This is a genomic window from Bradyrhizobium sp. PMVTL-01, assembly GCF_051861855.1.
Taxonomy (GTDB): domain Bacteria; phylum Pseudomonadota; class Alphaproteobacteria; order Rhizobiales; family Xanthobacteraceae; genus Bradyrhizobium.
Map to the genome: position 1 here is coordinate 1,557,655 of NZ_CP193982.1, position 17,208 is coordinate 1,574,862.

16 protein-coding genes are annotated in these 17,208 nt (G+C 57.9%); 14 read left to right on the forward strand and 2 right to left on the reverse strand.

Features of this window, described 5'->3' with window-relative positions; genetic code table 11:
* Positions 1-11: 11 nt before the first annotated feature.
* The 4 genes from ACRQ5Q_RS07310 to ACRQ5Q_RS07325 all read left to right on the forward strand — a co-directional run bounded on the left by ACRQ5Q_RS07310 (position 12) and on the right by ACRQ5Q_RS07325 (position 4,155).
* Positions 12-326 carry a hypothetical protein gene (locus ACRQ5Q_RS07310; protein ID WP_439396711.1) on the forward strand — a complete coding sequence of 105 codons (315 nt, stop codon included), beginning with the start codon at positions 12-14 and terminating at the stop codon, positions 324-326.
* A 719-nt stretch (positions 327-1,045) separates the two neighbouring features.
* Complete coding sequence (locus tag ACRQ5Q_RS07315; protein WP_439396713.1) at positions 1,046-1,279, forward strand: hypothetical protein; 234 nt, start codon at positions 1,046-1,048, stop codon at positions 1,277-1,279.
* A gap of 70 nt (positions 1,280-1,349) precedes the next feature.
* The gene (locus ACRQ5Q_RS07320; RefSeq protein ID WP_439396715.1) at positions 1,350-1,637 is read left to right on the forward strand and encodes a hypothetical protein; all 288 of its coding nucleotides are present in this window, start codon (positions 1,350-1,352) and stop codon (positions 1,635-1,637) included.
* A 2,134-nt stretch (positions 1,638-3,771) separates the two neighbouring features.
* Complete coding sequence (locus ACRQ5Q_RS07325) at positions 3,772-4,155, forward strand: hypothetical protein (RefSeq protein ID WP_439396716.1); 384 nt, start codon at positions 3,772-3,774, stop codon at positions 4,153-4,155.
* A gap of 250 nt (positions 4,156-4,405) precedes the next feature.
* Here ACRQ5Q_RS07325 and ACRQ5Q_RS07330 read toward each other — a convergent pair whose 3' ends face one another.
* Complete coding sequence (locus ACRQ5Q_RS07330) at positions 4,406-4,768, reverse strand: TIR domain-containing protein (protein ID WP_439399706.1); 363 nt, start codon at positions 4,766-4,768, stop codon at positions 4,406-4,408.
* Positions 4,769-5,616: 848 nt separating this feature from the next.
* Here ACRQ5Q_RS07330 and ACRQ5Q_RS07335 point away from each other — a divergent pair.
* Together ACRQ5Q_RS07335 and ACRQ5Q_RS07340 are read left to right on the forward strand one after the other, a co-directional pair.
* On the forward strand, positions 5,617-6,240 hold the full coding sequence (locus tag ACRQ5Q_RS07335) for a helix-turn-helix transcriptional regulator (protein ID WP_439396718.1): 624 nt from the start codon (positions 5,617-5,619) through the stop codon (positions 6,238-6,240).
* 127 nt (positions 6,241-6,367) lie between these two features.
* The gene (locus ACRQ5Q_RS07340; protein ID WP_439399983.1) at positions 6,368-6,634 is read left to right on the forward strand and encodes a hypothetical protein; all 267 of its coding nucleotides are present in this window, start codon (positions 6,368-6,370) and stop codon (positions 6,632-6,634) included.
* Here ACRQ5Q_RS07340 and ACRQ5Q_RS07345 read toward each other — a convergent pair.
* Positions 6,612-6,866: a PilZ domain-containing protein gene (locus ACRQ5Q_RS07345; protein WP_439396720.1), complete on the reverse strand. Its 255-nt coding sequence runs from the start codon at positions 6,864-6,866 to the stop codon at positions 6,612-6,614. The genes ACRQ5Q_RS07340 and ACRQ5Q_RS07345 overlap by 23 nt on opposite strands.
* 427 nt (positions 6,867-7,293) lie before the next feature.
* Here ACRQ5Q_RS07345 and ACRQ5Q_RS07350 point away from each other — a divergent pair, with 427 nt between their 5' ends.
* The 8 genes from ACRQ5Q_RS07350 to ACRQ5Q_RS07385 all read left to right on the forward strand — a co-directional run bounded on the left by ACRQ5Q_RS07350 (position 7,294) and on the right by ACRQ5Q_RS07385 (position 17,021).
* Positions 7,294-7,926: a LabA-like NYN domain-containing protein gene (locus ACRQ5Q_RS07350; protein ID WP_439396722.1), complete on the forward strand. Its 633-nt coding sequence runs from the start codon at positions 7,294-7,296 to the stop codon at positions 7,924-7,926.
* Positions 7,927-8,602: 676 nt separating this feature from the next.
* Positions 8,603-8,773 (forward strand): hypothetical protein, encoded by a 171-nt coding sequence (locus ACRQ5Q_RS07355; protein WP_439396723.1) that lies wholly within the window; start codon positions 8,603-8,605, stop codon positions 8,771-8,773.
* Between the two features lie 490 nt (positions 8,774-9,263).
* Positions 9,264-9,530 (forward strand): hypothetical protein, encoded by a 267-nt coding sequence (locus ACRQ5Q_RS07360; protein ID WP_439396725.1) that lies wholly within the window; start codon positions 9,264-9,266, stop codon positions 9,528-9,530.
* 873 nt (positions 9,531-10,403) lie between these two features.
* Positions 10,404-11,738 (forward strand): NtaA/DmoA family FMN-dependent monooxygenase, encoded by a 1,335-nt coding sequence (locus ACRQ5Q_RS07365; RefSeq protein WP_439396727.1) that lies wholly within the window; start codon positions 10,404-10,406, stop codon positions 11,736-11,738.
* 30 nt (positions 11,739-11,768) lie between these two features.
* Positions 11,769-13,457: an ABC transporter substrate-binding protein gene (locus ACRQ5Q_RS07370; protein ID WP_439396729.1), complete on the forward strand. Its 1,689-nt coding sequence runs from the start codon at positions 11,769-11,771 to the stop codon at positions 13,455-13,457.
* On the forward strand, positions 13,454-14,416 hold the full coding sequence (locus tag ACRQ5Q_RS07375; protein ID WP_439396731.1) for an ABC transporter permease: 963 nt from the start codon (positions 13,454-13,456) through the stop codon (positions 14,414-14,416). Before ACRQ5Q_RS07370 ends, ACRQ5Q_RS07375 begins: the two co-directional genes overlap by 4 nt.
* The gene (locus ACRQ5Q_RS07380; RefSeq protein WP_439396733.1) at positions 14,413-15,294 is read left to right on the forward strand and encodes an ABC transporter permease; all 882 of its coding nucleotides are present in this window, start codon (positions 14,413-14,415) and stop codon (positions 15,292-15,294) included. Before ACRQ5Q_RS07375 ends, ACRQ5Q_RS07380 begins: the two co-directional genes overlap by 4 nt.
* On the forward strand, positions 15,291-17,021 hold the full coding sequence (locus ACRQ5Q_RS07385) for a dipeptide ABC transporter ATP-binding protein (RefSeq protein WP_439396735.1): 1,731 nt from the start codon (positions 15,291-15,293) through the stop codon (positions 17,019-17,021). Before ACRQ5Q_RS07380 ends, ACRQ5Q_RS07385 begins: the two co-directional genes overlap by 4 nt.
* The last annotated feature ends 187 nt before the right edge of the window (positions 17,022-17,208 follow it).

Below are 17,208 nucleotides of genomic sequence, written 5' to 3' on the forward strand. Positions count from 1 at the left end.
GCCAAAGATGCGTGGTCCTCGCGACCGTGCACCGCTGGTGGGGCGTCGCATTCTGCCTGCTGTTTGCCATGTGGTTTGCGTCGGGAATCGTGATGCACTTCTTGCCTTTCCCGGCGCGTACGGAACAACCTCTGGCGAGCGGCATGGATATGTCGCGCGCGACCGCCGACCAAATCGACTATGACCAGTGGACGGTCGCGACCAATTTTGACTCCGATCGTCCGCTCAAACGTATCGCGCTCCATGACCCGTCCGGCACCGAGATTTACATTTATCGAAATCAGGCGACGTGGTCCTCACCACCACGCGCAAAGAGCGCCTGCTGAATTATGTCGGCAGCATCCCGCATTGGCTTTATCCGACCCAATTGCGCCATCACCGGCGCGCCTGGAGCGAACTGATGTGGTGGGTTTCGCTGATGGCAACGGTCGGTGTCGCACTTGGCGCATTGCTTGGGCTCGTTCGGATCGGTACCGGTCCGTCGCCACATGCGATGGCCCCTTAGGCGCTATCCAACTATATTCCGTGAGGTGTCCTCGGAGCGCATTGATGAGCTGGGTTCGTTCCCGCACCGGGATCGCGACCTTCACTTCCTTCAGGATCTTTACCCTGGGCATCCAAAAAGTACAGGCTCGACAGGTCCAATGACACGTCGATTCCGGCATAGTTCTCCACGGCTGTCCTTCGCGAAGCGCTTTCGTGCGTGTGCTTTGGAACTGATTGAGCCTGCACTAATTGCTGCCCCGACGCTGAGAACGCCTCCTTCTATGGTCCAGAGATGCAGTGCTACTCGGCTGCGCTGCCCGGCTGCGCTGGCCGCCGAAACCGCTGCAAAGCCGACGGTGCGTCCTATCGGTTGGCGAAGGGTGTCTGCCAAATCGTCACCACGTTTCATGGCACAGAGCGAGATACGGTCGATCGGATTCCACGGGGCGAGACAACACGGCCGGACCCAAGCTGATTGAGCAGAAAGACGGCGGATCACAACCATCAAACGCCGCTAAGCGTCTGTTGCAATGCTAAAGGCGTCCGGCTGGAGAACAACGTGGTTAAGGCAATTTGTAATACCGTGATGACACTTACTTTTGTCGGCGTCGCCGGCAGCAACATGTTTTGGAATTTAATGAATGATTATTTCGCCTGCGGCCTTGCGCTAGCGGCTTCAGTCGCCGCCGGCTTTTGCGTTGAGCGCGTCTTCATCGAGCGGTCCCGTCGCGAGATGATCCGCCTCCACGGCGCGGACTGGCATTCGGCAGAGGACCGACAGCCCGGCGCATGAACGCCACTCCTCGCACGCTCGTCATCTTCATCATTGGATTCTTCGCATTCGATCCGAGGGGCCTGCCCTGATGACCAAGCCGGCCCATCCATTCCGGACCGCTCGCATCGAGCGCCTGGTGGAGCTGCTCGAGGCAGACTACAGAGTGGCAGTTGATCCGAATACCAATGAGCGCAACACGAAATCGGAGGCATCCGATCCGGAGGTGCTTGATTGCCAAGCACTACCCGGTCCTAATCCAGGAGGATGCGAGCAGGCGCGTTCGTTGCGAGCGAACCCTACGGCATGGAGGTCTCGAAAGGCGGTCGACACACCCGAGGAAGCGATAACGATCTGGAACGGCGCCGCCACAAGCTGACCTCGACGTGCTCGGGGCCATGACCAAGGGCCCGCGCTTGGCTACAGCTGGTTTGTGCAGTGGATTCGGAAACCTTGCGCATGTTCGGCTTCAGTGCGACGTGCAGTCGTTTCAGGGGCGTTCGGCGTGATATATTCCAGCGCTTCCGCCAACCGCTACCAGCGCGTGATCGAGATTGCCTCCGGGGTCGAGGCGGTGCAGCTGAGAAGAGAGACGACCGTCAAGGCGCCGCGTTCGCCGAGACAGTTGGCCGGCAGGTCAATGTGGACCGACTGCAAGTGATCCTTGGTCTTTGGCATAAGGACCATGAGCCGCAATGCGCGACAGCGATACTCGCTTTGCGGATGCGTGCTCTCCACTCGCAGATTCAGCGCTGAAGCTATCATTACACTGGCTTGTGCGAAAGCCATGGCACACGCCAGTGCCAACCGCCGCAGCGTTCGTCATAGTTGAGCAGGCCGGCGGCGACATTGCAGCCGACAAGCGGTGGCAAGCTGACGCCGGGACAGTGAGTTGTCAAACCATCGGAGATTCCGTCGCATCGCTCGCAAACCTTGAAGCTGAAGTCCCGGCTGTAATAATGTCCGGGGAAGCTTACTACCTTTCCCATACCTCTACGCAACCTCCTCGTTGACATCATTGAATTGCGATTGCGTCGGATCACCAGATCTGCGAGCGCGAGAAGGGGTAGATCACCTGGCAGAAGCCGCAGCTCATGCCGCAAGCTTCAACGCGGGGCTTGGCTTCGTGCGCTTAACGCCGTTGTCCGTTAGTCGTCCCGCTCCACCATTCTTTGGATTTCGAAAATGGGCCGTGCGGTCGTTTCCGCACGGCCCAGTCAGGGAGAAACGCCCCAAAGGGCGACTGAAGGAGCATCGGGGTGAGTAGATTGTTCACTCACCGAGAACTCCAAACTTGTGCGAACGTCGTCTAATCGCGCGGCCAACTGCACACATAAGCGTTTTTGGCGCTGGCTCGCGGCGATTTTCGCGCCTGACTCGCATGTTTTGTGCGCAAATAACACTTCAGCCGCAGCTACTGCATCAGCCACTCGACCCGAACCGTCGGGGCCACGTCACGAAGGTTTTTTCCGCTCAATGACGGTGACAACAATAGTGGGATCGAATTCGCCCGGTCCGGTGTGCTCTAGCGCAGAGTTCAAGATTGCTAAATCAATCCAGATTAGGCGGCGGTTCGTCATACCGAAAGCGTCCGCAGCTCGCTTCTCCAACGGTGGCAATTCCCGTTCGTTGTCACTACTTGAGGTGCGCTCAATTCGAGCTGCCTAGCACTCAGCTAACCGCTCAGGCCTATAATTCCGCGAAATGGCGCATAATAGGTCGAAGCCTCGCGCTGAGGGCGGCGGCTCAGCCGTGGAACGGGTTCACAGTAGCGGACGCTGATCCTAGGCGTTCTGCCAAGGACCGTAGGGCTGCTCGCGTGGATCGCAAACGCAAAGGCTGTTTCGAGATCGCTCTCGGTTGACCGGCTGATGCAGCTAGACCGGCCCAACGTTCCTAGCGTGCAGGTTCTATGGCGACCGCCGAACTATTCCGGAGCGTTCTCCGGAGATCCTGTGGAAGCACACGATGATCCCGATACTCTGCGCGAAATCCTTAGAAGGCCAGCGGGGAGCCTATCCTCGACCGGGGATCCGACCCCGGCGGCCTGTGTTCGGCCCGATACTCCTCGGGCGAGATGTCGATCGCCAACGTTGAGATCGCCACCTGCACCAGTTTGAGTCTAGTAACTCGACGGCGAGAGGTTTATCACGACCTTGCAAAGTGTGCGCATTTGTAAGTTCCGTAGAAAGTTTTGGCGCCACGCCAAACGGTTTCTCGATTGAGATCCTAATCCCCGGCTAGGCGGAAACGGCGAGAGGCGCTGGTCTGACAGAGCTGGCCCCGGCGCCGACGAGTTTAACGCGAGTTGCTCCACACCCCCGTCGGTCCCGTCAGGCGTTGAAATTCGTCAAAGACGCCGTCTTAAGACCGGATTTGTGCTAGGCGCGCTGCATATTGCAGGAATCCGTATGGGTATTTGGCGAGTTTCCAGCAGATATTCGCGCTCGATCGAGGCTGATTACGGGATCGATCAGTCGCAGCGTTGTTTGGCAAGAGGGTTGGGAAACTTGATGCGAACGATTCTTGTAGCCCTGAGTATTTGGTTGTTGATCAACGTCCTCTTTGTACTAGTCATGATTCCCGCGCGCAAACCGTGGAAATCTAGCCATCAGCACGGCACCTCCGGTAGTCGTTCACCCGCATTAATTAAAGAGAACGCCGAACCATCAAGCGAAGAGGATGATAGCTTTTCTCTTCGCCACGTTGTCCTCGCGATCGGGCTGGGTGTCTTCTTTTCGCTGACGCCGCCTTTGCTTCAGGCTTACGATGTTGTTGACGAGTTCGTTAACCCTCGCCGATCAAGACGGAACGCTTCGGCGACCCATCACAGCCTTGATCAGCACGCCGACGAAGTCTCCGATGTTGAGACCGGCCAGGACAAGAACCGTCGGTAGTCACCATTCGGGATGAATGTTCAATCCCATTTTGTCTCGAACACCAAATGACGTGTTGCGGGAGATATTGGTGTCGGCTCGAATTTGCCCGTGTAGTGTTTCTCAACTTGAGAAAGGGGAGAATGATAATATCGCTATGACGCTATCCATCCTTGTGTCTTCTCACTGCTTAAAATAGCTACCTCTTCATGGCGATATTCCAATCGATATCGAATCCTGCAGCCAGCAAATCACGGCTCAGGGCCCGTTTTCACGCTCCGCCGGCATCGAATGGTTCATAAACAACGCCTCCGAAGTCGAGGGGCACTTCGATATCGCCGCGCTTGAGCGCACAAACGCGTGCTTGTCCGAGGCGGCCTATGAAATACCCCAATTCGAGCAAGACATTCTGACGCGCGCGGGGTTGAAGATCATCGCTGTTCTTCATGGCGCCGATGTCATCTGGCGTCAGCAAAATGACGGCAAAGCGGACTTCGCTGCGCGCTTCAATCTTCTCAAGAACGGTGCGGCCTTGGTTGGCTTGTTCGTGCAGAATGATCGCCTCGAACCCGAGCTGTTCAAGAAACCGGGCGACGGATTCGCGCGCGCTCTCATTGTGGCCGTGAACGATGATGACCTTAGCGTGCTGCCGGACCGGGGCGGAGCGGTAGCAGAGTGGCTTTTGTCGTACCCGTGATCCTCTTCACGTGTTCGATGTAATCCCGTGCAAACGTACGATCATCTGCGCGGCCATGTTCTGCACGTTCTGCGCGTCCTTCCGGTGTTGCGCAGAATTCCTGAGCTTATTGGGCCAAAAATGGCGAACTTCGGCTTTTAGTAGCGTTAAGATCGCCCGACGATGGGGGGCGCGTAGCGGGTGAAACTTTTGCAGAGACCTGAGGGGCCGTTCGACCTCTACACTTGGAACTTGACACAAGCGCGACGGTCGCTCGCGAACGGCATCTAGCGCCGGACGTGTGGGATCGACTGTGCGCGCCGGCGTTCTCTTTTAAGTCGCGATGTTGCTTCCACGTTGTCGTTGGATGATCTCGCTTGCTCCGTGTGAGGCAATGCAGGCCCGCCGAGCCATGCGCACGATGGAGACGTTCGACTTTGCTGGTCATCCAAATATTGAGCGTCGCCTCTTCGACGAGCCGAGGCGCGACTTTGGGCGCTGACCGCATTTAAACTGAGAGATGCCGAGCCGCGTGAAGGCGATCAAATGAGAATCGCTGAGCATGTGCGGTGCAGTAAAGCGCGCTTGCCTCGACCCTGGCCGAGCCGTCATGTTTTACGATCGTCCATGCCATCATGATTTGCGATCGTCCATTTGGATCAGAGAGTGTTTTGCGGGCATCCCAAATGGGACTGTCCTTAGCACTGCGTTTCACTAAAAGTTGACACAATATGCCGACATTGGTGTCGCTTTCAGCCATGTGAAGTTTGGCCGTGACGCGCGCCAACTGATTTGCTGGGTCTCAAATGCTCGATGCGCGCCAGGGAAGCTACGAGACGGCGATGTCTCCTAAGGAGTACTCGAGCGTTCTCATTGCGCTCGATTTGATAAACCACCCTGCAATCTTGCTTGATCGAAACGGCTCAGTGTTGGCGGTTAGCGGCAAGGCGTCAAAAGTCTTTGACAGTGAGTTCTCCGTACGTGGCCGGCGGATCTATGTGGCAGACTGCCAATCGCGATTGAGGCTTGAGGCGCTGCTGGATCGCGCGCGGCTGATCTCCGAGAAGCAAGTGCCCTCAGTTTCACATCTCGCAGTAAATCGCGCCAGTCGTCGACCCATCGTGATGGAAGCTATCCTGCGAAGTTCTGGATCCAACACCCTGCCTTGTGACGTCAGCGTTGTCCTTCTGCTGACGGACTTAGATGAAATGCCTGTCATTTCACAGGCATCTCTCATGGAAGTCTTCGGCTTGACCCCCGTTCAAGCGCAACTCGCATCGCGGTTGGCAAAGGGAAAATCGCTGGAGCAAATCGCCCGTGAGATGAACATCTCTCCAGGAACAGCCAGAAACCACCTCAAGGCCGTATTTCTACGCACCGCGACCAGGCGTCAAGGCGAGTTAGTCTCGCTGTTGTCGCGGCTGCGATAAATGATGCGTTAGGCTCAGACCACAATACGAAGCAGACACAAATGTCGATCCACCAATTCAGATCTGCCCGTACCCGATGGCTGTTCCAATGTATTAGGCTAGTTTCGTTGGATCGCCGTTTGGCGCCATGAAAAAGCTGCTTGATAGGAAGGAGCGTTCGTCCCGAACGATGAAGGTTAACCGTGCGCAGGTCGACGCCCGCCCGGTCAAGCCGAGCGCCGAGACCGAGTCGCTGACGCTCATTGTGCTATTCAGCACAGCAGGCCTCGTCCTGTCGGTCACGCTAGCTTTTTATTGGCCGGAAGTCACTGCCGGTTATCTGGCATACTGCCTTGACCGTGGCACTCCGTCGCGCACGGAACCGCGCGCTTTTATGAGGAGTGCGAATCAATAAACGTGACGCCGATCCGTCTCTCTTTTCGCCAGACGATCCGGCAAAGCCGACGAAGATGTTCACTCTGAATAACCAGCGCGAAAGTATTCGGAAACCAGAGCGGGCTCGTGACCTCGAAAGCAGCGCCTGTTTGAGAAATATTGCGGATCACGCAGGGCAGGCTGCCGCCTGAGAACTCGATAGCTCCCGATTTGAGAACTCGACGCCTGTAGGAAGATCGATGTTCTTCCATGCAACCGAAGAACCTGTTCCGCTCGTTGTTTTCCGGTGCAAGTGCGTGCAGCTATTATATGACCGCCGCGAATTGAACGGAATATCTCAAACGGGACTGTTGGGCCGTCATTTCAGAGTTAGAAATGGATGTCGGGTGGGGCAGGTCCGGAGCTGGCAATGACCGCGTTTGGGGAGTGTGCCTTGAGGAAAGTGTTGAGGGGCTGGCGGCGCGAGCGCTCTATCCAGGCAGTCCGACCGACGTGACTAGCGCCGCCTTCATCGATTCGTGAGTTCTTCGCGAGCGAGGCGGGCCGACAATTTCGCTAGATCCGAGCGCATCGCCTGGGTCCTCCCAGCAGTTGCTCGCGATCGATGGTACAGGGGGATAGTCCCCTCCATTCGGTAGCCGAGCGCGAACGTCGAGTTCGCTCATTGGAGATCCGTGTATGATAGGTTACCCGGTCAATAGGGTTGCTCTGTTCATCGATGGACTGAATTTGTCCGCAACCTCCAGGGCGCTCGGCTTCGATATCGATTACAAGCGCTTGCTCCAAGAGTTCGAGAGCCGGGGCAAGTTATTGCGGGCCTTCTACTACACGCGGACAATTGAACGGGACCAGGAATTTTCGTCGCTGCGCCCGATGATCGATTGGCTTGACTACAATGGGTTCACGGTCATCACGAAGCCGACCAAACAGTACATCGATGCGAGCGGCCGACGGAAAGTCAAGTACAGCATGGACATTGAGCTCGCCGTCGATGTGATGGAGCTCGCCGGGCAGGTCGATCAGATGGTGCTGTTTTCAGGCGATGGCAGTTTCCGAAAGCTCGTGGCAGCCGTACAGCGGCGAGGTGTCCGGGTTACGGTGGTCTCTTCGCTGGCGACACAGCAGCCGATGATTGCGGATGAACTGCGCCGCCAGGCTGACGAGTTCATTGACTTGCTCGAGCTGCAGGCAAAAATTGGCCGTGTCGCTGTTGTGCGGCCGCGGGCAGCATCTGTCGCCAGGAAACTTGCAATGGGCGAGCTGGCCAGCAGCACTCGTCCGACCAGCTCTACATCTGCTGCCCCAGAGTAGGACAATGAGCCAGAAAGCGTGCGTACTTCGGCAAACGCCGGCGCTTACCCCTCATCGGCTGCCGCCGACGCGAGCAGGACGCGCTCTGAAGCTTTTCTGCGAGGGGCACATCGAACTGATCATCAGTGATCAGTAGAGGTTCGTTTGGTCCTTAGGGTATAGAGGTCTCTGGTGAGACCGCATGGCGAGTTGTTGCGCTCTCCCACTTCCGTAACAGCCTTCAAATCGGTGGTGCGTCTTACAGACCCACTAGGCCAAACAGCACGACCACTCCGCTTGCGCTCAGCAAGCCATACCTCGACATTGCCGAGGCTATCAGCTTTCGGTTCCGATGAGTTGGACCCACATCCTACGTGGAACATTCCAAAAATCGATCCGATCTTCGAAGCTCTAGGCGAGCATATCCGCTGCATGGGATCGCCAGCCGAGTGAAGTCAAGATCGGGGAGAACTCGAGCCGACAATCGCGCTAGGTCAGTTCAAGACGCAGTAGCAACAAGTTCTATCCCAAATGGGACTAGCTCTCCTGCGCGCATAGAGGCAGGGTAGCTAGCTCAATAAGGGTGGCGATGAAGGACAGGTCTTTCAATCCCTTGGTCTAAGCGGCGCTACAAAGCGCGCGGCGGAGGTACGAAGTTCTGTCCGATCCTCTCGAACGAAAAGGTTCTGCATGTAGGATGAAGGAAAGCGACAATCGCCATGAGGTTTCGGTGGTGACCGACGGACGCGAGATCGAGAGATACAAGCAAGAGATTGCGCGTCTCGAGCAACTGGTCGTGCAGCTCTCTGAAATCGTCCTGCGCAATGTTATAAAGCAACGCCCGGGCCGAAAATCGGGACATCCGTGAGCTTCTAAGAGGCGCGCCGAACTAGGCGACGGAAAATTGAGCGTTGCATAGTAGCGCGCCTTTCCAATGGCGTGGCTCCCTCTGGCGGGGAGGGAGCGGGCCCCGCCCTTTGCTCCAATGGCTTTATCTGTAAGAGCCTTGGCAGTCCTCGCGCCCCGACCTCTTTGCCCTCGTTCGCCCACCGCGCGTCTCCCCCAGGACGGTCACTCAAGCTTTCGACCATGGACGGCGCCACACCACTTAGAAAAGAATCTATGAGAACGCTTTCCCATCCTCCGTATCGGCATCTGCGATGCGCAAACGAATGCAAAGGGAAATCTGCATCTTTTGATACAAGTCTTGGCGGCTTCTTCCGCTTGCGCGCGTGCGGCTTGCGCTGCAACGGGCTCTCGTGCACCGAGCCGCTTTGCGTCTCGGCCGTGCGGCTTCGTCCCTCGCGCACAGACTGCGGAGCTTCTCGCGGGGGCACTCGGGAAAGGGGCCTGCGGTCATGCGCCGGCGTCGCACCTGCCAGGCCGAACGGCACTGGCGCCATGTAAAAGCGGATGGCAGGGATATTTGCGTTATCGCCAAAAACGTGGAAACGATCGACCAGCTCAACTGGTTGCGGCCGGAAGGCTGCTACGAGGTGCAGTGCTTCCTGTTCAGCGCCAAGCCGGCCGCCGAGGTGGAGCAACTATTGCTACGTTTCGGCACGAAGGCTGCGAGGGCAGCCCAAAAGTGGCGGCCCCCTTCGATCTGGGCGGCACATCGCTGAGAAAATCGATCGGCCCGAAGATCTGCCGGCAACGCGGATCAGCTAAGAGGGCGAAGTTCGGTGAAAATAGAGCTGAGACAGCAAAGTTCCTATTGGTGGCTCGCGGGCCGGCGGGCTTAAGCCCGCACCGCGCAAGCCACCACCTCATTTCGTCGTCCGAATCAGAAGCTCAATAGCTCAACCGTGGCGTTGAGACATGACGCTGATGAGACACGCCATAGGGTCAGGATAATTCCGAAAATTCGGTAAACGCGAGACAGGACAGCCGATCAGTGATCTAATGAAACTCACTGCCCCGATTGGGGCTCGGTTAATGTCGACGGGACAGAAACTTCCTGAGAGCTCGGCAGTGGCATCATCTTGCAAGGCGACGGACGAGTAGAATTCCTGAGCGGCGATCAGTCCTGAAAGATCAGAACGAGCAAGCTTGACTGCGACGGCATGCGCCTTTCTGGTGGGGGAGCCGTGCGCCCCGGAGATACAAAATCTATCCGGCGGTGCGGTAGGCGACCGAGCGACGCAGGAAGTGCTCTTATCGCTGGCGCGGGATTGCCTTGTAGCGCATTCGTCGTTTACGTGAGTCTGAGTTGTGGCTGCTATCGGTCCGTCGATGTGACTGCAATCCGGATGGATGGGGGCGTCTCAGCCACGGAGTTTATCGTTCCGCACCGTCAGGCGTTCCCAACAGAAATGAATTGTCCGGCGGGGGGAATTGAAACAGGCATTCTTATTTTTCCTCCGTGGTTGACGCTGGTCCACTACTCAACAATGTTAAGGTGCCATGACGCGCTCATGGCTACCGAAAATTGAGAAGAGTGCGATGACGTTTTTGAGCTTCCGGCGTACCACTATCACTAGCGGATATACTGCGTGATGTCGTCGCCGCTTGAACGTGAGCTTCATCTTGGCCTGAACCTGCATGGCGCTGGGGGACATGCGGCAGCGTGGCGGTGGCCCGGAAATCCTCCCGGGGCATTCTGCGATATTGAACATTACGTACGAGCTGCAAAGCTCGCGGAGCGTGGAAAGCTCGACGCGGTCTTCCTCGCCGATACGCCAGCGCTCAATCCAGCGATCGACAAAAGCCCGCCGCTCAATGGCATCGAGCCGACGATTACGCTTGCCAGCATCGCACGAGAAACAAAATTTGTTGGGCTCATCGGCTCGGCATCCACCACCTACAACGAGCCTTATAACCTCGCGCGACGATTCCAGTCGCTTGACGTTGTCAGTGGCGGCCGCGCGGCCTGGAACGCAGTTACGACATCCAATGTCTATACGACGAGGAGCTTTGGCGGCCACGAGCAATCCCGTGATGACCGTTATCGCCGCGCTGAAGAATTCGTGGGGGCCGTGCGAACCCTTTGGCAGAGCTGGGGAGAAGGCGCCCTTATTCTGGACCAGGCCTCGGGGCGGTTTGGTGATCCGAGCAGGCTGCGGACGACGAGGCATGCCGGCGAGTTCTTCGACATCAGCGGGCCTCTGACACATCCGGGCTCAAGGCAGGGGCAGCCGGTTATTTTCCAGGCCGGCGGATCGGATCAAGGGCTTCATTTTGCGGCCCGAAGCGCCGATGCCGTGTTCTCATCGACAGGCAATTTGGAAATCGCCTTGCGCGAGGCCGATCGCCTCAGGTCGTTTGCTTCTCAACATGGACGAAGGGCGCCCCTTGTCCTGCCGGGCGTCGTCACGTTCGTGGGCGGAACGGAAGAGGAAGCCATCAAGCGCAAGGCGGAGCTTGACGACCTTATCAACTTTGACGTTGCCCTTGATGCGCTGTCCAGTCGTTTCGGCATTCCTGCCGAAAGGCTGAAAATCGACCAACCAATCGACCCCAACTTACTGCCGCGACATGCGGACGCGGCTTTTTCCATCGGCCAGTATCGCACTGTGGAAGCGCTCGTCCGCTCCGGCAAAACGGTCCGACAGATCATCGTCGAGGCGCCTGCTTACGGTCACCGGTTGCTGCTTGGATCGCCGGAGCAGATTGCCGCTTCCTTCGAAGATTGGTTCCGGGCTGGCGCAGTGGATGGGTTCAACGTCATACCGGATGTTCTGTCCGACGGCACGCCTGCATTCGTCGACCATGTTGTTCCCGTTCTGCAGCGGCGCGGCTTGTTCCGTTCGGACTATCGCGGCGAAACGCTGCGCGAGCATCTTGGCATTCCTCTGCCGGGCGAGCGCACCGAGCAGGTCTCCGCCGCCTGAGTTCTTCTCCCTTCACATTCGGAGCTTATCATGTCTAAGCCGGCCGCCGTTCGTTCGGCGTTTCTTCTCAAAAGTCTGAAGCGTCGTCTGAAGTCTCACGCCGCAATCATCGTCGTCGCGATGTCTGGCCTTACCATAGCGGATGCCGTGAAGGCGGAAGATGCTTCTGCTGGCAAGCCACAATCGGGCGGGATCATCCGGTACGGTCACTTCCAGGAACCGCCGTGCCTCTATGGTGGCTGGGTGCAGCAATGGTACCTGCAGCGTCAATTCAGCGACAATCTGGTCGCCAGGGCTGAAGACGGAAGAATCCTGCCTTGGCTTGCGACCGCCTGGAGCGTCTCGGATGACCGCAAAACCTACATCTTCCAGATCAAGCCCGACGTCAAATTTACGGACGGGACACCTCTGGACGCCCAGGCGGTCGTCGATAACATTAATGGATGGCTGGGCGACAATCCGGAGCTGGAGAACCCCACAGCCGGCCCTTATCTCAAGGGCGTCTTCGAATCCGCGGCGGCAACTGGCCCGCTGTCGCTCAAGATCACGCTGAAGACGCCCTTCGAGCCGCTATTGAATGTCTTTGCGCAGTCTTCGCAAGGCATCTTGTCGCCAACGGCGCTTAAGCGTGGCAAGGCCGTGAACTGCGAAAGCCCGGTCGGTTCGGGTCCGTTCATCGTGGAGAAATGGAACCGCGGCAAGAACGTCATATTCCGTCGAAACCCAAACTACAATTCGGCCCCGGCCACTGCCAAGCATCAAGGCCCAGCCTATGTCGAAGGAATCGAGTGGCGTTTCCTCGCTGACCCCACGATACGCTACGGCTCACTTCTGACCGGCGAATCCGACGTTGTCTATCATATCCCTGCCGTCAACTGGCAGGACGCCAATTCGCGGTTCAAGATCGTGCGTCACCACACGGGCGGAACGCCGCTTCGGCTTGCATTGTACTCGGAGAGACCGCCGTTCGACGACGTGCGTGTCAGGCAGGCTTTTGCTTACGCCTCCGACCGGCGTGCTGCCGTGCAAGCGGCGTTTCTCGGCTCGCTGCCCTATGAGGGCAATTTCGCTTTGAGCCAAAGTTCCCCGGAATATGTCAGCGACCTCTCAAAATCCTATTCCTATGACATCGAGAAGGCGAACAAGCTGCTCGATGAGGCCGGCTGGACGGAGCGCGATGCAAACGGCATCCGAGCTAAGAACGGCAAAGCGCTGATCATACGCATCACCTACACCAACGCCTTTTCGCCTCCGGATGGCGATCAGGTCCTGCAGATCATCCAGCAGCAAGCGAAGGCTGCAGGGTTCGACGTGCGCCTCCAGCCCACCAACCAAGCTGATTTCTGGGCCGGAAAGAATTTTGGTCCAAATGACTATGAGATCGTTCCCCTGTATTGGGTTGCGCCCGGCGCCGAGATCTATCGGATTTCGTACAAGCCGGACCTGAATGGTGTCCGCAATCCCTTCAATCCATCCCGCTATCAGGATCTGCCGCTGTGGGACATCATCCAGAAGGCCGAACAGGCCGCTGACAAGGAGCAGCGCATCGCGCTTTATCAGCAGGCCGAACGGCGGATCGTCGAGAACGCGCCGTCCCTGAGTTACACGGTTTTGGATGTCACCCTCGCTTTGGCCAATAATGTGAAGGACATCTGGCTCGACAGCGGGTCGGTGGGCGAGCCCGTTTTCTCGGACGCATATTTCACCGGCAAGAAATGAACGCGGTGAAGACGATAGGCAATCGAAGCTTTTGGCTGGCGCGGCGGCTCTTGTCCGGCCTGATTGTGGTCTGGGCCGCGGCAACGTTCACCTTCTTTGTGCAGTTTCTGATGCCCGGAGAACGCGCCCAGATCATCTTCAATGCAAATACCGGAAACGTGGGAGAGATTCCTCGGGACCAGCTGCTCGCCATCAACGCCAGATATGGCTTCGATCAACCCCTCATCGTGCAATACGAAAAGTATATAAGGGATGTGATGCACGGAGATCTTGGGCAGTCTTACGTTCAATATCAACCTGTCACGGACCTGATTGCGCGCCAGATCGGACCGACGATTGCACTCGCCTTTGCCGCGATGTTGACTGCTTGGATCATCACCATCACGACAACCGTTCTTTTTGCCGGGCGTGACAACATATGGTCCAAGGCGCTAGGCGGCTTTCAGGTCTTCCTCGCAACACTACCGCCCTATTGGCTGGGGACAATCCTGCTGGTCGTTTTCGCGATCCAGCTTCGCTTTTTTCCTGTCGTCGGCGGCAACACGCTCATGGGCCTCGTTCTGCCGACGATGGCCCTGGCCCTGGAAATCTACGGTTTCCTTGGTCAAGCGGTCCTGAGTGAATTCACGCGGGTTCTTGATCAGCCTTTCATCACATCATCGAGAATGCGCGGCACGGGAGATTTCAGTGTCCGTTTGCGTCACGCTCTGCGCCATGCTGCCTTGCCGGGGATCACGCTTTCCGGCTGGATCATAGGGAAGCTGCTCTCCGGCGCGGTATTGATCGAAGCGGTCTTCGGCCGCCAGGGGCTGGGCGGCGTCCTTGTTGCAGCAACGTCGACACGGGATGTCCCGGTCGTCTCGGGGGTGGTTCTGGTTTCAGCAGCGCTGTTTGTCGCTACCAGCTTGATCGTGGATTTCACGGTGCAGCTCGTCGATCCCAGGATGAAAGAGGCATGAGTTTCGCCACTAGCTCCGCTGGACATGCAAAGGCGTTCATAACTGCAAGAGTGCTGACGGGCGCCCGTAGGTTTCCGGTTCGGGTCTATGTCGCGGCTTTCTTTATGGCGTTCTTCCTCATCGCGGCGATTGAGCCGAAACTGCTTCAGACGCATGATCCTTTAGTGCTGAGCCTGACGTCACCTCTCAAGGCCCCTTCCTTGACGCATTGGCTGGGGACGGACCAGTCCGGACGGGATCTCTATTCCCGCATCGTGGCGGGGACACGTCAGTCTCTCTCGATTGGGCTAGGTGCGACTGCGCTCAGCCTTGCCCTCGCGCTTGCACTCGGCGTGACGGCAGGCCTGTCTGGCGGCTGGATCGACAATGTGCTCAGCCGGCTGTTCGACGCCTTGTTCGCTCTCCCCACTCTGTTTCTTGCGCTTCTCTTCGTTTCGTTGTTGGGCACCTCGGTCCCGACGCTGGTCATCGCAGTCGGCCTTGGAACATCGCCCGGATATGCGCGGACGGTGAGGGTGCAGGTTCTGAGCGTTAAAGCGACCGGTTATGTTGAGGCGGCAAAGGCGCTAGGCCACTCGCCGAGACGCATCCTGTTCAAGCATATTCTCCCCAACGCAATCAGCCCACTTGCGACAATGTTCACGCTCGGTGTCGGGCAAGCGATCATTTGGGCATCCGGCCTTTCCTTTCTAGGCTTGGGAGTTGCGCCCCCCTCTTCGGAATGGGGCGCGCTGCTCAATGCCGGGCGTAACTACGTGATCTATGCCTGGTGGCTCGAGGTCATGCCCGGTATCGCCATCGCTGCCTTCGCGCTCTCCGTGACTGTCATCGGCCAGTACGTTCAGCAACGCTTGGAAGGAAGGATCGAGCTTTCATGAATGTGACCTATCCCGCAGCCTCCTTCCGGCAAGACGCCACACTGCCGCCCGCTAGCGACCCGTTGCTCACGATACAAAATCTCAACGTTTCCTTCGGGCCGGCCCATTCGCGGCGAGCTGTGGTAAAGGGGGTCTCTTTCACGGTTGAGGAAGGCCGGTGCGTTGCGATCGTCGGTGAATCTGGTTCAGGCAAGAGCGTTACGGCCCGGACGCTGGTTGGTCTTACGGGGGCGCGTTCTCATGTCCAAGCTGACCGCCTGACTTTTCAAGGGAAGAGTATCGGTCACCTGGGTGACACGGAATGGAGAGCCCTGCGCGGCAAGCGTATCGGCTTCGTGTTACAGGACGCACTGGTGTCGCTCGATCCGCTAAGACCGGTTGGCAAGGAGATCGGTGAAGCCCTGACTGTTCACCGCGCAATCAGGACAGGCGCAGAGTTGACAGAACGGGTGGTTGAGCTTCTGAAGCTCGTCGGCGTGCCCGAGCCGGCGGTGAAGGCGCGGCAGCTTCCACATGAGCTGTCAGGCGGACAACGACAACGAGCCTTGATTGCGACGGCGATCGCTCTCGATCCAGCTCTCTTGATCGCAGATGAGCCCACGACGGCGCTGGACGTTACGATCCAGGCGCAAATCCTGGATCTGCTCAGCGAGACCCGCGAACGCGGGAAGGCCATGATCCTCATCAGCCACAATCTTGCCGTGGTATCGCAGATGGCCGACGAAGTCATCGTAATGCGACACGGTGAAATCGTCGAGCATGGTTCATCAGAACAGATTTTTGGCAATCCAAGACACGATTATACCAGAAGCCTTCTTAAGGCGATCCCATCCGTCCGGTCACGCGGCAGCCGTCTTTCGTCCTCTAAGGCGCCGCGCTTCATCTCGGCTGAACGCGACGTGACCAAAGCGCTGGCCCAATCGGATATCGCACAGCGTAGTAGGCCGCTGCTTGAAGCGGAGGGGCTCGTCAAGCGCTTTCGTGGACCGGACGGCAAGCTGCGTACCGTTGTCAATGATGTCTCGTTTCGCCTCGGCGATGGAGAGACGCTTGGTATCGTCGGCGAGTCAGGGTCTGGGAAGACGACCGTGGCACGCATGGCGCTCGCGCTCGAAAGGCCGGACCTGGGAGAGGTGACGCTCGAAGGTGCGCCGTGGACTGCAGCGACTGAGAAAGAGCGCCGCCAGCGGCGATCGGATATCTCGGTCATCTACCAGGACCCACTAAGTTCATTCGATCCGCGCTGGAGCATCGAGCGCGTCATTGATGATGCCTTGGCGAGGCGCCGCGGAGATCCCCTCGACAGAGCTAGTCGACGATCCGAGGTCAGCGAGTTGCTCGATCTTGTGGGGCTGTCGCCAAGCTTCAGAACCAGGCGGCTGCTCGAACTGTCGGGCGGTCAACGCCAGCGGGTTGCGATCGCCCGCGCGATTGCTCCGCGCCCCAAGATCATCGTATGTGACGAGCCGGTCGCGGCACTTGATGTATCCATCCAGGCGCAAATTCTCGATCTGCTTGGCGATCTCAAGTCTCACTTGCGCGTCAGCTATCTATTCATCTCACATGATCTCGGCGTCGTGCACCACCTGAGCGACCGTGTTCTTGTCATGAATCACGGCGTGGCCGTCGAAGCCGGCGGAGCAGACGACGTATTTTTACGGCCTCGGCAAGCCTATACGAGGAAGCTGGTTGCAGCCGTTCCACAATTGCACTTCCAGGCGGCTTAAAGTCTCAAGGCCAGCCACTCCGCGGCGGCTCAGCGCACGGAGCAGGCGCTGTGCAAGGCAGTGAGATCGGGCCGTGGCTCTCCCATGCATGCATCCGCGCCAGCGGAAGCCCGTCTGCCTATTCGGACGATGCAAATGCCCGTCCTTAAAGGGGGTTCAGTGCCAGAGGGAAGTCCACAAGATGCGA

What these genes read in the sequence shown, in the direction of transcription:
- ACRQ5Q_RS07320 (WP_439396715.1), top strand. Translation starts at nt 1,350, where the DNA reads ATGACCAAGCCGGCCCATCCATTCCGGACCGCTCGCATCGAGCGCCTG.
- ACRQ5Q_RS07325 (WP_439396716.1), top strand. Translation starts at nt 3,772, where the DNA reads ATGCGAACGATTCTTGTAGCCCTGAGTATTTGGTTGTTGATCAACGTC.
- ACRQ5Q_RS07335 (WP_439396718.1), top strand. Translation starts at nt 5,617, where the DNA reads ATGCTCGATGCGCGCCAGGGAAGCTACGAGACGGCGATGTCTCCTAAG.
- ACRQ5Q_RS07340 (WP_439399983.1), top strand. Translation starts at nt 6,368, where the DNA reads ATGAAAAAGCTGCTTGATAGGAAGGAGCGTTCGTCCCGAACGATGAAG.
- ACRQ5Q_RS07345 (WP_439396720.1), bottom strand. Translation starts at nt 6,866, where the DNA reads ATGGAAGAACATCGATCTTCCTACAGGCGTCGAGTTCTCAAATCGGGA.
- ACRQ5Q_RS07350 (WP_439396722.1), top strand. Translation starts at nt 7,294, where the DNA reads ATGATAGGTTACCCGGTCAATAGGGTTGCTCTGTTCATCGATGGACTG.
- ACRQ5Q_RS07355 (WP_439396723.1), top strand. Translation starts at nt 8,603, where the DNA reads ATGAAGGAAAGCGACAATCGCCATGAGGTTTCGGTGGTGACCGACGGA.
- ACRQ5Q_RS07360 (WP_439396725.1), top strand. Translation starts at nt 9,264, where the DNA reads ATGCGCCGGCGTCGCACCTGCCAGGCCGAACGGCACTGGCGCCATGTA.
- ACRQ5Q_RS07365 (WP_439396727.1), top strand. Translation starts at nt 10,404, where the DNA reads ATGTCGTCGCCGCTTGAACGTGAGCTTCATCTTGGCCTGAACCTGCAT.
- ACRQ5Q_RS07370 (WP_439396729.1), top strand. Translation starts at nt 11,769, where the DNA reads ATGTCTAAGCCGGCCGCCGTTCGTTCGGCGTTTCTTCTCAAAAGTCTG.
- ACRQ5Q_RS07375 (WP_439396731.1), top strand. Translation starts at nt 13,454, where the DNA reads ATGAACGCGGTGAAGACGATAGGCAATCGAAGCTTTTGGCTGGCGCGG.
- ACRQ5Q_RS07380 (WP_439396733.1), top strand. Translation starts at nt 14,413, where the DNA reads ATGAGTTTCGCCACTAGCTCCGCTGGACATGCAAAGGCGTTCATAACT.
- ACRQ5Q_RS07385 (WP_439396735.1), top strand. Translation starts at nt 15,291, where the DNA reads ATGAATGTGACCTATCCCGCAGCCTCCTTCCGGCAAGACGCCACACTG.